This window comes from Microaerobacter geothermalis (genome assembly GCF_021608135.1).
Lineage (GTDB): Bacteria > Bacillota > Bacilli > DSM-22679 > DSM-22679 > Microaerobacter > Microaerobacter geothermalis.
The window spans coordinates 79031-91947 of the sequence record NZ_JAKIHL010000002.1 but is presented as its reverse complement, the minus strand read 5'-3'; the positions used below and the strand labels follow the sequence as shown (position 1 = coordinate 91947).

The 12917-nt window shown below is 41.7% G+C and carries 14 protein-coding genes; 12 read left to right on the top strand and 2 right to left on the bottom strand.

Annotated features, from left to right (window positions below; translation table 11 throughout):
- The first annotated feature begins 12 nt into the window (after positions 1-12).
- The 4 genes from dnaK (at position 13) to L1765_RS02475 (ending at position 4815) form a co-directional block, all read left to right on the top strand.
- Complete coding sequence (gene dnaK, locus L1765_RS02490) at positions 13-1848, top strand: molecular chaperone DnaK (protein ID WP_236404337.1); 1836 nt, start codon at positions 13-15, stop codon at positions 1846-1848.
- Between the two features lie 92 nt (positions 1849-1940).
- The gene (dnaJ, locus tag L1765_RS02485) at positions 1941-3068 is read left to right on the top strand and encodes a molecular chaperone DnaJ (RefSeq protein WP_329609979.1); all 1128 of its coding nucleotides are present in this window, start codon (positions 1941-1943) and stop codon (positions 3066-3068) included.
- Between the two features lie 37 nt (positions 3069-3105).
- Positions 3106-4050, top strand: coding sequence for a 50S ribosomal protein L11 methyltransferase (prmA, locus tag L1765_RS02480; RefSeq protein ID WP_236404333.1), 945 nt, complete (start codon positions 3106-3108; stop codon positions 4048-4050).
- Positions 4051-4059: 9 nt separating this feature from the next.
- A complete protein-coding gene (locus tag L1765_RS02475) occupies positions 4060-4815 on the top strand; it encodes a 16S rRNA (uracil(1498)-N(3))-methyltransferase (RefSeq protein WP_236404324.1) in 756 nt (251 codons plus the stop codon).
- On the opposite strand, the gene L1765_RS02470 is transcribed toward L1765_RS02475, so the two are convergent.
- Entirely contained in the window at positions 4801-5022 is a 222-nt protein-coding gene (locus tag L1765_RS02470; RefSeq protein ID WP_236404316.1) for a DUF3892 domain-containing protein, read from the bottom strand. The two genes, L1765_RS02475 and L1765_RS02470, sit on opposite strands and share 15 nt — an antisense overlap.
- A 222-nt stretch (positions 5023-5244) precedes the next feature.
- Between L1765_RS02470 and mtaB the strand changes: the two genes are divergently transcribed.
- The 4 genes from mtaB (at position 5245) to deoC (ending at position 8945) form a co-directional block, all read left to right on the top strand.
- The gene (mtaB, locus tag L1765_RS02465; RefSeq protein WP_236404313.1) at positions 5245-6591 is read left to right on the top strand and encodes a tRNA (N(6)-L-threonylcarbamoyladenosine(37)-C(2))-methylthiotransferase MtaB; all 1347 of its coding nucleotides are present in this window, start codon (positions 5245-5247) and stop codon (positions 6589-6591) included.
- Between the two features lie 244 nt (positions 6592-6835).
- Entirely contained in the window at positions 6836-7738 is a 903-nt protein-coding gene (locus tag L1765_RS02460) for an alkaline phosphatase family protein (protein ID WP_236404309.1), read from the top strand.
- Positions 7739-7768: 30 nt separating this feature from the next.
- The gene (locus L1765_RS02455; RefSeq protein WP_236404307.1) at positions 7769-8200 is read left to right on the top strand and encodes an NUDIX hydrolase; all 432 of its coding nucleotides are present in this window, start codon (positions 7769-7771) and stop codon (positions 8198-8200) included.
- Between the two features lie 67 nt (positions 8201-8267).
- The gene (gene deoC, locus L1765_RS02450) at positions 8268-8945 is read left to right on the top strand and encodes a deoxyribose-phosphate aldolase (RefSeq protein WP_236404303.1); all 678 of its coding nucleotides are present in this window, start codon (positions 8268-8270) and stop codon (positions 8943-8945) included.
- A gap of 2 nt (positions 8946-8947) precedes the next feature.
- Here deoC and L1765_RS02445 read toward each other — a convergent pair whose 3' ends face one another.
- A complete protein-coding gene (locus L1765_RS02445; RefSeq protein ID WP_236404300.1) occupies positions 8948-9868 on the bottom strand; it encodes a Na/Pi symporter in 921 nt (306 codons plus the stop codon).
- Between the two features lie 189 nt (positions 9869-10057).
- On the opposite strand from L1765_RS02445, the gene L1765_RS02440 reads away from it, so the two are divergent.
- From L1765_RS02440 to L1765_RS02430, 4 genes are all read left to right on the top strand, one after another.
- Entirely contained in the window at positions 10058-10201 is a 144-nt protein-coding gene (locus L1765_RS02440) for a hypothetical protein (RefSeq protein ID WP_236404299.1), read from the top strand.
- Positions 10198-10326, top strand: a complete 129-nt coding sequence (locus L1765_RS15895; RefSeq protein ID WP_268928653.1) for a hypothetical protein — start codon at positions 10198-10200, stop codon at positions 10324-10326. The genes L1765_RS02440 and L1765_RS15895 overlap by 4 nt, the downstream gene beginning before the upstream one ends.
- A gap of 83 nt (positions 10327-10409) precedes the next feature.
- Positions 10410-11120, top strand: coding sequence for a succinate dehydrogenase/fumarate reductase iron-sulfur subunit (locus tag L1765_RS02435; protein WP_236404297.1), 711 nt, complete (start codon positions 10410-10412; stop codon positions 11118-11120).
- A 17-nt stretch (positions 11121-11137) separates the two neighbouring features.
- Positions 11138-12907 (top strand): FAD-binding protein, encoded by a 1770-nt coding sequence (locus L1765_RS02430; protein WP_236404295.1) that lies wholly within the window; start codon positions 11138-11140, stop codon positions 12905-12907.
- Positions 12908-12917 lie beyond the last annotated feature (10 nt).

Genomic DNA, 12917 nt, shown 5'->3' with positions numbered 1-12917 from the left:
AGGGTATAATCGATGAGCAAAGTAATTGGTATTGATCTGGGAACAACCAACTCTTGTGTGGCTGTGATGGAAGGAGGAGAACCTGTTGTCATTCCCAATGCGGAAGGAAACAGAACCACTCCCTCTGTGGTTGCCTTTAAAGACGGAGAAATTATTGTTGGTGAAGCAGCCAAAAGACAAGCGATCACCAATCCGGATAAAACTATTATTTCGATCAAGAGACATATGGGAACCAACTATAAAAAAGAAATTGATGGTAAAGAATATACTCCCCAGCAAATCTCTGCCATGATCTTGCAAAAATTAAAATCGGATGCGGAGGCTTATTTAGGGGAGAAGATTACAAAGGCCGTGATTACTGTCCCGGCATATTTTAATGACAGCCAGCGTCAGGCAACAAAAGATGCCGGAAAAATTGCAGGTTTGGAGGTTCTGCGAATTGTTAATGAACCAACCGCTGCTTCTTTGGCATACGGATTGGAAAAGGAAGAGGATCAAACGATTCTCGTTTATGATTTAGGTGGAGGAACCTTTGACGTTTCTATTCTTGAATTGGGGGATGGTTTTTTTGAAGTAAAGGCCACCAGCGGAGATAATCATTTGGGTGGGGATGATTTTGACCAGGTAATCATTGATTATTTGGTGGAGCAGTTTAAAAAGGAAAACGGAATTGATTTGAGCAAAGACAGAATGGCTCTCCAGCGTCTGAAGGATGCCGCTGAAAAGGCAAAGAAAGATTTATCCGGTGTCATGACGACCACCATTTCCTTGCCCTTTATTACCGCTGATGCCACCGGGCCTAAACACTTGGAAGTAACATTAACCCGGGCAAAATTTGAAGAATTAAGTGCTCAACTGGTAGAAAGAACAATGGGTCCGACCCGTCAAGCGTTAAAAGATGCTGGACTCACTCCTGCTGACATTGACAAGGTCGTGCTGGTAGGTGGTTCCACCAGGATTCCTGCCGTTCAGGAAGCCATTCGCAAATTATTGGGGAAAGAGCCCCATAAAGGCGTTAATCCTGATGAAGTGGTTGCCCTTGGCGCAGCTGTTCAAGCCGGCGTATTAACCGGGGAAGTAAAGGATGTGGTATTGCTTGACGTTACTCCATTATCCTTGGGTATCGAAACATTGGGCGGGGTATTTACCAAGTTAATTGATAGAAATACTACAATCCCCACAAGTAAATCACAAATCTTTTCCACTGCGGCTGACAACCAAACCTCAGTTGAGATCCATGTTCTTCAAGGGGAGCGGCCCATGGCAGCCGATAATAAGACTTTAGGTCGTTTTACATTAACGGATATTCCACCGGCTCCAAGGGGTGTTCCTCAGATTGAAGTTTCATTTGATATTGATGCCAACGGCATTGTAAATGTATCAGCAAAGGACTTGGGCACTGGAAAAGAGCAAAAGATTACCATTACCTCTTCTAGTGGTTTAAGTGATGAGGAGATTGACAGAATGGTGAAAGAGGCTGAACAGAATGCTGAGGCCGATAAAAAACGGAAAGAAGAAGTAGAGGTTCGCAACGAATCTGAAAATCTGATTTACACGACAGAAAAAACCCTGAAAGAACTGGGAGATAAGGTAGATAAATCAGAAGTAGAAAAGGCGGAACAAGCCAAAGACAAATTGAAAAAAGCTCTCGAAGGAAAAGATATAGAAGCTATTAAGTCAGCCAAAGAAGAATTGACGCAAGTCGTTCAACAGCTGTCGGTGAAACTGTATGAACAAGTCCAACAGCAGGCAAACCAAGCTGGAGCAGATGCCGGTTCCCAAGGAAAAGAGCAGAAAGATCATGTTGTAGATGCCGATTACGAAGTAGTGGAAGAGGACAAGAAATAGAAAAGACAAGAGATGATATTTTGAGGCCAGAAGTCAAAGTCCATTGTTGGCTTTGACTTCTTTTCATACATTTCTTGCTGTAGGAGTGATTTATTTTGGCAAAACGAGACTATTATGAGGTACTGGGTGTAGGTAAAGATGCCTCAGCAGATGAGATAAAGAAAGCCTATCGAAAACTGGCCAGACAGTATCACCCCGATGTGAATAAGGCTCCCGATGCTGAAGAAAAGTTTAAAGAGATCAAGGAAGCCTATGACGTATTAAGTGATGCGGGGAAGAGAGCCAATTATGACCGATTTGGCCATGCGGATCCCTCCCAGGGCTTTGGTGGATTTGGCCAAGGAGGGTTTGGTCAGGATTTTGGCGGATTTGGTGATATCTTCGATATGTTTTTTGGTGGAGGAACCCGTAGAAATCCCAATGCACCAAGACAGGGGGCTGATCTTCAGTATTCGATCACCATTTCATTTAAAGAGGCGGTTTTTGGAAAGGAAACAGACGTAGAACTTCCCAAGGAGGAAGAATGTGATCATTGTTTCGGGACTGGTGCTAGAAAGGGGACAAAACCGGAAACTTGCTCGGTATGCCGCGGTACGGGAGAGCAGGAAACCGTTCAGAACACTCCATTTGGACGCATTGTAAACCGCAGGGTATGTGGGGCATGTCAAGGGCAAGGTAAAATTATTAGGGAAAAATGTTCCAAATGCCGTGGAACCGGGAAGGTTCGAAACCGGCGTACCATTCATGTGAAGATTCCTGCAGGCGTGGATGACGGAGCAAGATTGCGGGTTTCTGGAGAAGGTGAACCGGGCATTAACGGAGGCCCTCCCGGTGATTTATACATCTTAATTCGCGTAAAACCCCATGAATTTTTTGAAAGAGACGGGGATGATATATACTGTGAAGTTCCCATCACTTTTGTTCAGGCAGCCTTAGGGGATGAAATTGAAGTACCTACCCTTGATGGAAAAGTGAAACTAAAAGTTCCTGCCGGAACTCAAACCGGAACTTATTTCAGGTTAAAGGGCAAGGGTGTTCCACATTTAAGGGGATATGGGCAGGGAGATCAACACGTAAAAGTTGTCATTGTTACACCTACCAAGCTGACAGAAAAACAGAAGGAATTATTGCGGGAATTTGCAGGAATAAGCGGTGATCATTATCAGGAAGAAGAAAGTTCCTTTTTTGAAAAGATGAAAAAGGCATTTCGCGGGGAATAATCGGACAACAATCCCCTTGGTGAGGAGTTGGTAATAGATGAAATGGACAGAAATTAGCATTCATACGACCCAGGAAGCCATTGAACCTGTGGCGAATATTCTCCATGAGGCCGGAGCCAGTGGAGTCGTGATCGAAGACCCTGAACTACTTCAAAGAGAGTGGGAGGATAAATTTGGGGAAATATACCAACTATCACCGGAGGACTTTCCTGAAGAGGGCGTGATTGTCAAAGGATACCTTCCCGTTACCAGTTTTTTGGCGGAAACAATTGAGGAAATTAAAGACCGGTTAAATCAGTTGCTTCTCTATGATATTGATTTGGGTTTAGGAACGGTCACCCTGTCGGAAGTTCATGAGCATGAGTGGGCAACGGCATGGAAAAAATATTATAAGCCGGTTCAAGTAAGCAATAAAATTACCATTACACCCACTTGGGAAGAATATCAGCCTCTCTCCAGCGATGAAATTGTTATTGAACTGGATCCTGGAATGGCTTTTGGTACCGGAACCCATCCCACTACCGTTCTGTGTATCCGAGGGATGGAAAAGGTGATACGTGGAAATGAGTCCATGATTGATGTAGGATGCGGTACTGGTGTTCTAAGCATTGCGGCAGCAAAGCTAGGGGTTTCCTCCGTGCTTGCATTAGATTTGGATGAAGTGGCTGTGGAAAGTGCAAAAATAAATGTAAAATTAAATCAGGTACAGCACATTGTGAAGGTAAAACAAAACAATCTGTTAGATTACATCAGTGAAAAGGCGGATATCATTGTTGCCAACATTTTGGCCGAAGTGATTTTGCGTCTTGTTGATCAGGTTTCGTATACCCTCAATGATGAAGGAATCTTTATTGCTTCAGGCATTATTTCCAATAGAGCCCAGGAAGTGATCTCTTCTTTGGAAAAAGTGGGTTTGGAAGTCATTGAAACGTTAAAAGATGAAGATTGGGTAGCCATTATAGCGAAAAAAGTCTCGAAGTAGGAGTTTATGATGCAAAGATACTTTGTAAAGCCGGAGCACTTTAAGGGAAATCATGTCAATATAGATGGTGAAGATGCACACCATATCATTCGGGTGATGAGATTCCAGCCCGGTGAGTCCCTGATAATTTGTGATGGCGTGGGAAATTGTTTTCAAGCGCAAATTGTACACATTCATAAGGAACAAGTAGAATGTCGGCTTGTACATCCTATCAAGCAATCATCAGAGCTTCCGGTGGAAGTAACCATTGCCCAGAGCTTGCCTAAAGGGGATAAAATGGAATTTGTGGTTCAAAAGGGGACAGAATTAGGGGCTCATTCCTTTATTCCCTTCATTTCTGAAAGATCCATTGTCCGATTAGAGGGAAAAAAAGAAGATAAAAGATTGGGACGTTGGTTCAAAATTGCCAAAGAAGCGGCAGAGCAATCCCACCGTTTTAAAATTCCCTATATTTATCCTGTCTGCAATTGGAAAGAGCTATTGGTAAGGGGCAAGGAATATGACAGCGTTTTTTTAGCCTATGAAAGATCAAACCAAATAAGTTTGTATGAGAGATTTCAAAAGATTTCTGTTGGTTCAAAAGTACTCATCATCATTGGTCCTGAAGGCGGATTTACCGAGTCTGAGGTATCCCAGGCGGAAAAAGAGGGCTGTCATACCATATCCCTTGGTCCCCGTATTTTGCGTACGGAAACGGCTGGCCTATATGTCATGTCAGCGATTTCTTATCACTTTGAACAGATGGGAAATTTAAAACTCAGGTAAAAAAGTTAAGTTACTCCCTTCTACTGTTTCGTCAGACATCTGTATCGACCATGTTCCATCTGCATGGAGATCTGTAATGGAATCCACTTGTCCATCGTGGGCCATTTTTACGGCCTGATTAATAGAAATGACTTTGCCTGTGTTTGTTAGAAAATGTGTAATATTTCCCAACGTATCTTTCCGAACCGCAACCAATTTGACACCCATCAAATCACCCTCCAATAATTCATGATAGGGTTATTATGGATATTTTTGGATTCCCTTATACCTAAATCTGCATTTATGCATTTTTGTTTAAAGTAAACTTATACCAACTGTTTCATCATTTTGATTCATCTGCTATAATTATTTGGTATGTCTGATGTAATACGGATATCATTTAAGTTGATTCATATATGGTTAAAAAAATAGCAGATGGGAGGGATAACAGTGGCAAGTGTAGCTTTTCATACGTTGGGTTGCAAGGTGAACCACTATGAAACAGAAGCTATTTGGCAGTTGTTTAAGAATGAAGGATACGAAATGGTTGACTTCGAAAAAAAAGCGGATGTTTATGTGATCAATACATGTACTGTAACAAATACAGGGGATAAAAAAAGCCGCCAAGTCATCAGACGGGCCATCAAACGAAATCCGGATGCAGTGATTGCCGTGACCGGTTGTTATGCCCAAACTTCCCCTGGGGAAATTTTGGACATCCCTGGTGTTGATATTGTAATTGGAACACAGGACAGGGGAAAAATTATTCAGTTGGTGAACCAATATAAGGAAGAGCGGCGGCCAATCAATGCCGTAAAGAATATTATGAAGGCCAGGGAATTTGAAGAATTGGATGTTCCAGAATTTACCGACAGAACCCGCGCTTCTTTAAAGATACAAGAAGGATGCAATAACTTTTGTACGTTTTGCATTATCCCTTGGGCAAGAGGTTTATTGAGAAGTCGTAAACCTGAAAGCGTCATCGCCCAGGCTAGGAAATTAGTGGAGGCGGGCTATAAGGAGATCGTTCTTACCGGTATCCATACCGGAGGATATGGTGAGGATTTGGAAGATTACAGTTTGGCAAGGCTTTTATGGGATTTGGATAAAGTAGAAGGTCTGAAAAGAATTCGGATCAGTTCAATAGAAGCCAGCCAAATTACCGATGACGTGTTGGAGGTAATTCATGCTTCAGACAAGGTGTGTCGTCATCTTCATGTTCCTCTCCAGGCGGGAGATGATGAAGTGTTAAAAAGGATGCGGCGCAAATATACGACAGAGGAATATAAAAACAAAATTATCGCCTGTCGTAAAGCTTTGCCTGAACTAGCTATAACTTCAGATGTGATTGTTGGATTTCCCGGGGAAACGGATGAGCAGTTTATGAATGGATATCGGTTTATTGAAGAGATGCAATTTGCTGAGCTTCATGTTTTCCCTTATTCTAAACGTACGGGAACACCGGCGGCTAAAATGGAGGATCAGGTTCCGGAAGAGATTAAACATGATCGTGTACAGGGTCTAATTGAGCTGTCTCAACGTTTATCCTATCAATATGCTAAAAATTTTGTTGGTCAAGTGTTGGAAGTTATTCCTGAAAGACCATATAAGGAAAATCCAAAAAGTGGATTATATATGGGGTATTCAGATAACTATCTTCAATTGGTTTTCCCCGGCAATGAAGATCTTATTGGAAAAGTATGCAGGGTTCGCTTGGATAAAGCGGGTTCAGAATATTGCAAAGGGACCTTTGTCAGGGTAATGGATGATATGGACAACAAGGTGGTCACAGGTTGACCACCTTTTATAAACCTTTTGGCTAATGATCCGTCTCCTAATAGGATTGCATAGAAGTGGAACAAAAGATTTAGTAAGGACACTTTTGAGTCGTGCTTAGCTTAAGGGGATCCGGATGTTTATGAGGGTCCGTTCTTAAGCCTTGTAGCTGACATTTATCAATCTTTGAACGAACTTACTTGGGAACGTGTAAATCTTTTGTTCCTCTTATCCATACGTTTAAAAAGAGTAAGGGGAATTGTAAATGCCGGTTTTACTACTTTTTATAGACGGTGTAGGATTGGGTGATTCAAAAGATTATAATCCTTTTTTTCGATTTCACCTTCCAGGATTGGAGAATCTGCTTCATCAAAATAAGCTGACAAAGGATTTAGGCTATTTTGAAAATGATGGGATTTGGTTAATTCCTACGAATGCCACCCTTGGAGTGGAAGGGGTTCCTCAAAGCGCAACGGGACAATCCACCATTTTTACAGGCAGAAATGCCCCTTCTTTTCTTGGCGAACATCAGAGCGGATTTCCCTTCCCAAGGTTGCGGGAATTTATAAAAAAGGATAATATTTATGTTCAGGTGAAAAAGTTAGGAAAAACAGCCACTTTTGCCAATACTTACACCGAAGACTTTTTTGAACGGCCATTGACCAAAAGAGGTTGGTTATCCACAACAACAATTGCGATGCTATCTGCTGATATTCCGATCCGTCTATTGGGTGAACTTCTTCGAGGTGAGGGTGTTTTTCATGATATAACGAGGGAAACACTCCGCCAAAAAATAAAGGGGATTGCCACTGTTGCTCCGGAAGAGGCGGCGGGGCATTTGCTTGGCTTAACGAAACGGTTTTCTTTAACTGTACATGAATATTTCCTAACCGATGTCGCCGGTCACCGGCAAGACTGGGAATTAGCTAACAATGTTCTTCATACGTATGATCGATTTTTGCAAACAATTATTGAAGAAAAAGATGAAGAACTTACCGTAATTCTTGTCAGTGACCATGGCAATATTGAAGATATGAGGACAAATAATCATACGTCTAATCGAGTTCCAACTCTAATCGTTGGTAAGAATGGAAAAGTAGCAGCGGAAATGATTTCTGATTTGACAGATATAACCCCCGCAATATTAAGTGTTTTAAAGCATGAGTAATGGATTTTATATTTCGAGAGGAGGGAGAAAATGAAGGAGATCTCAGCCGGTGGAGTTGTATATAAGAAAGACAAAAATAACAAAATATGGATCATGCTAATTGAGGATAGATATTCAAGAATCTCCTTGGCCAAAGGAAAGCAGGAACCTGGTGAAACTTTGGAGGAAACAGCTTTAAGGGAAACGAAAGAAGAAACGGGGATTACCGGAAAAATTATCAAACCTTTAGAAGTCATTTATTATCAATATTACCATCCCAAAATCGATCAAATAATTAACAAAGAGGTTCATTACTTTTTGATCGAAGGATTGGAAGGGGTTCTCCAACCGCAGTTAGAGGAAATTAAGGGAGTAAAATGGGTTGACCCTTCAGAGGTTTGGAAAATCCAGAAAGAGTCAGGTTATGAAAACAATGACTTGGTTATAAAAAAAGCTTTACAAGAATTGGGATTTCAAATTTAGTTTCTTTGATAAGAAAAAAGTGCTACTATATTGGAGAAATTATTAGGAACTGGAAGGAGATAGGACAATGGGTGAAATTGAAATTGCGAAAATGATTGATCATACCCTACTAAAACCTGAAGCAACGGCGGAGATGATTGATAAACTGTGTGAGGAAGCTAAAACCTATGGGTTTGCGTCGGTATGTGTCAATCCGGTTTGGGTAAAAAGGGCTGCTGAAAACTTAAAAGGAACAGATGTTCGAGTATGTACGGTCATTGGATTTCCCTTGGGAACCACGACCTCAGCGACAAAGGCCTTTGAAACCAATGAAGCTATAGAAAATGGTGCACAAGAAGTGGACATGGTGATTCATGTAGGAGCTTTAAAGTCTGGGGATGACCAATATGTTCGGGAAGATATCGCAGCTGTTGTAAAAGCTTCTAGTGAACGAGCCATCGTAAAAGTGATTTTGGAAACAGGTTTGTTAACCGATGAAGAAAAGGAGAGAGCTTGCCGCATAAGCAAAGAGGCAGGCGCCCATTTTGTCAAAACCTCAACAGGGTTTAATAAAGGCGGAGCTACGGCAGAAGATATTGCATTAATGAGAAGGACCGTTGGACCTGAAATGGGTGTGAAGGCTTCCGGTGGAGTAAGGGATTATAAAACCGCAAAAGAAATGATAGAAGCAGGCGCCAACCGTATTGGAGCTAGCTCCAGTGTTGCGATCGTAAACGGATCAGAAAGTGATGAGAGCGGATATTAATATTACTTAATCATTTTTTCAATCAATCGGGCAAAAGGAACGGCAAAGGGAAGAATAGCTAGGGAACTGATGACGTTAAACAGGGTCTGGGCATGGGCGATCTGACTTTGCGGATGAACCGATAGTATCATAACCACCTCCGCCAGCCATGGAATCAAGGGATAAAAGAAAATGACTCCGAAGATATTTAGGATAATATGGGATGCCGCCACCTGTCTTGAGGCTCTGTTTGAACCGATACAGGCCAATAGGGCCGTGATGCATGTACCAATATTGCTTCCCAGTATAATGGCGATTCCAACGATTAATGGAATAAATTGATCATTCATAAACCCCATGGTTATGGCAGTAGTAGCTGTGCTGCTTTGAATTAAAGCGGTAATAAGGGTACCAATAGAAATGCCGATCAATGAGTTTTCTTTGGCAACAGAAATTAAGTTAGAAAATAATCCTGTCTGTTTTAGGGGTTGGATGATGTACTGCATTCCTTCAATTCCAACCAGTATGGAACCAAACCCAAACAGGGCAAGTCCTGTGCATTTCAAAGAATGACGGGGGAGCAACCAGAGGGCAATTCCTGTAAACAGAATCCAAGGGATATAATCATGAATGTCTAATGAAATCAATTGGGTAGTAAAAGTAGTTCCTACATTTGTACCAAGAATAATTCCAATGGTTTGCGGAAAGGATAATAGCCCCGCATTGGTAAATCCTATGGTTAACACTGTAATTGCACTGCTGCTTTGCAGTACCATGGTTATCAATGTTCCGGTTATAAAACCACGAAGGGGCGTATTGGTGAATCGAAGGAGAATGGATTTAAGGTTGTCTCCAACCCAGTTGGTTAAACTAACTCGCATCACCTGCATCCCGAACAGAAATATGGATAACCCAACAAAGAACGGAATGACGATTTCTTTCATGTTTTCGATCACCCACTTATTCTATTTAGACGGAACTAAACTAAACAAACATTGATAAGTAATTTTGTTCTTATACTTATGTTTGTTTGGTGACAAGCATGACAAACAATTTGATGAGTGACATATTTCACGGTCGTTTCTTCCGTTTCGGGCTATAATGAAGGAAACGAGGAGGGATAGAAATGAGTCGTGAATATATGGTTTACATTGAAGGCATGTGCTGAAGCGGTTGTGCCCGGACGATCGTTGGTCGTCTATCAACAGATCCCCGCTTCCAGTTGGAAATCGATTACAAGGGAGATTTTATTCCCAATGCATGTAAAATTACAATGAATGATGAAAAGATAAGCCTGCAGGAAGTCGCTGATCTTATCTATCAAGTGGCTCAACATGCGGTCACTTATGAAGGAAAATATATTGCAGGTTCAGAAGAGGATAAATACAGGCATAAGAAATAATCCGGTAACCCAAACAGGAAAATCTGTTTGGGTTATTTTATTTTTATGGTTGGTTGGGCACAGTAAGAGAGAACAAATGAAAAATGAAAGCCTATAATAATGATTTGATTGCTGGTGGTGGAATTAATTTGGTTGATGTAAAAATTAGACGTTTTCATCCTGGAAAGGATCAGCACCCCTATTATTCCTGGTTTAGAGTAGAATCCGCCGCTAATCAAACGGTTTTGGACATTTTAACAGTGATTTTGCAGGAACATGAGTTATCCTTATCCTTTCGGTTTTCCTGCAGAACCGGTTTATGCGGATCCTGTGGAATGATCATCAATGATGAGGAGAAATTGGCCTGCCAAACATTAGCGAATACCTTGGGACAAGAAATTACTTTGGAACCCTTGAAAAATTATCCCTTAATCAAGGACCTAACCGTTGACTTGACCACTTCATATTCAAAGTATAAAAAAATCGCCCCTGCTTTCGCTAAGAATCATGATGGGTCCATAAGCGGCATATCTCGTTATTTAAAACATTTTCCATGTTTACATTGTGGCCTATGCTATTCTAAATGTAAGGTTGTTGCTATACAACCGTCATTTCTTGGCCCCATCTCTCTTCATCAGATGTATGTATTGGAGGATTTGGGGAAAAACCCTTTTAGCAATTACCGGAAACAGATGGCGACACATGAGGGAGGAATATTTGATTGTATGTCTTTTGGGTGCTGTGGAGCCGTTTGTCCTCAATCCATAAATCCAATGGAATCTATTCATCACTTGCAGCATAAGTGGAAGAAATAAAGGGGGCGGAAGAATCCGTGGAAACATTAAAAACAAATATGGTGATTTTGGGTGGCGGTGCCGCAGGATTATGTGCCGCTTTAGGTGCCGTTCAGGTATCTTCTTCCATTCGATTGATACTGGTTTCCAAGGGGTTAATAGGAAAAAGCGGGTCAAGCCGTATGGTTCAAGGGGGATTTAATGCTGCTCTTAAAGGAGATGATTCATGGAAACTCCATTTGGAAGATACATTAATAAGCGGAGAGTTTATTAATCGCCAAGATTTAGTCTCTACTTTAGCAAAAGAAGCTCCCCGATGTATTGAACAATTGGAAAATTGGGGTTGTTTTTTTGATCGAAAAGAGGGAAATATTCACAGCAAAACATTTGGAGGTCAAACAAAGTCAAGAACTGTTCATCGGAAGGATTTTACCGGAATAGAAGTTACCTCCAAATTATTTGACCAGTTGTTGGCTTTTGAAGAACAGGTGCTATTTTTACAAGAATGTAGGGCTCTTCAGCTGTTGCAGAATGAAAGCGGTGCTGTGGCAGGAGTCATCGTATTTGATATCAGAAAAGGAACACTATATCTGATACAAGCAAAAGTGGTGGTGCTTGCCACTGGCGGTGCTGCAACTTTATTTTCAGTGAAGGCCCCACCAATGGAAAAGTCGGGAGATGGCATGGCCCTCGCCTATCGGGCAGGTGCGCAATTTGTAGACATGGAAATGGTCCAATTTCACCCTACCGGGTTAGTGGTGCCAGGTACCCTGCTGAATGGGAGTGTAGTGGAAGAAGGACTTAGGGGGATAGGAGGAAAACTGTTAAACAGCCAAGGAGAACGGTTTATGGAAAGGGTGAGTCCCAACCATAAGGAATGTGCCAACCGAGATGTGTTGACACGGGCCATTTACAGGGAAGTAAAAGAAGGGCGCGGCACTGAAAATGGGGGTGTCTGGCTAGATCTGCGTGAGTTGAAAGAAGATGTAATAAAAGATGAGTTTCCGAACATGTGGAAGAGAATAAGTCTTTTGGGGAAAGATCCTAAGTCGGATCTATTAGAAGTGTTCCCAACGGCCCATTACATGATGGGTGGGATACGGATCAATCCATATGGACAAACTTCCATCTCAGGTTTATTTTCCGTAGGGGAAGATGCTGGAGGAGTACATGGGGCCAATCGATTAGGAGGAAATGGAATTGCAGATTCTGTCGTTTTCGGTCTAAGGGTGGGACAAAATGCAGCAATTGCAGCTATAAATGAAAGTGAGTTACAGAGAAATTTTCAATTATCTTTGGAAAAGCAGTGTAATCAGTTAAAGAAGAAATTACAATCACCCTTTTTGAATGAAAAAGGGGTGAATCCTTTTTACCTGCGAAAAAAACTGGAAGAAACGATGTCTCAACTGGCAGGAATTTGCCGAAATGAACAAGGGATGATATCAGCCCTTCATTTCATAGAAAAATTAAAAGAATGGCATCCGAGAACGTACATAAATGGGAATCTATCCTACAACCTAGCTCTGCAAGAATGGCTAAATGTGGAGAATTTACTGATAGTAGCTTCCCTGATCATTCACTCCGCTCTATTAAGGAGGGAATCCAGGGGTGCCCACTGGAGGGAGGATTATCCTGAAAAAAATGACCGGGATTGGCTAAGTAATATTGTCATATTCAAAGAACGTGATCAAGAGGAGGATCATCAGTTAAAAACTAAAATCGAGCCTGTCTCTTTTACTATGATGTCTCCTGAAACCGTAAACTCCCGGAAATCAATCTTGCCACCTGAAACGAAATTGCGTTCCTGAAAAGGAGGTT

Excerpts from the sequence above, each read along its gene's own strand:
- dnaK (WP_236404337.1), top strand. The coding sequence starts at position 13 with ATGAGCAAAGTAATTGGTATTGATCTGGGAACAACCAACTCTTGTGTG.
- prmA (WP_236404333.1), top strand. The coding sequence starts at position 3,106 with ATGAAATGGACAGAAATTAGCATTCATACGACCCAGGAAGCCATTGAA.
- L1765_RS02475 (WP_236404324.1), top strand. The coding sequence starts at position 4,060 with ATGCAAAGATACTTTGTAAAGCCGGAGCACTTTAAGGGAAATCATGTC.
- L1765_RS02470 (WP_236404316.1), bottom strand. The coding sequence starts at position 5,022 with ATGGGTGTCAAATTGGTTGCGGTTCGGAAAGATACGTTGGGAAATATT.
- L1765_RS02460 (WP_236404309.1), top strand. The coding sequence starts at position 6,836 with ATGCCGGTTTTACTACTTTTTATAGACGGTGTAGGATTGGGTGATTCA.
- L1765_RS02455 (WP_236404307.1), top strand. The coding sequence starts at position 7,769 with ATGAAGGAGATCTCAGCCGGTGGAGTTGTATATAAGAAAGACAAAAAT.
- deoC (WP_236404303.1), top strand. The coding sequence starts at position 8,268 with ATGGGTGAAATTGAAATTGCGAAAATGATTGATCATACCCTACTAAAA.
- L1765_RS02445 (WP_236404300.1), bottom strand. The coding sequence starts at position 9,868 with ATGAAAGAAATCGTCATTCCGTTCTTTGTTGGGTTATCCATATTTCTG.
- L1765_RS15895 (WP_268928653.1), top strand. The coding sequence starts at position 10,198 with ATGAATGATGAAAAGATAAGCCTGCAGGAAGTCGCTGATCTTATCTAT.
- L1765_RS02435 (WP_236404297.1), top strand. The coding sequence starts at position 10,410 with ATGAAAGCCTATAATAATGATTTGATTGCTGGTGGTGGAATTAATTTG.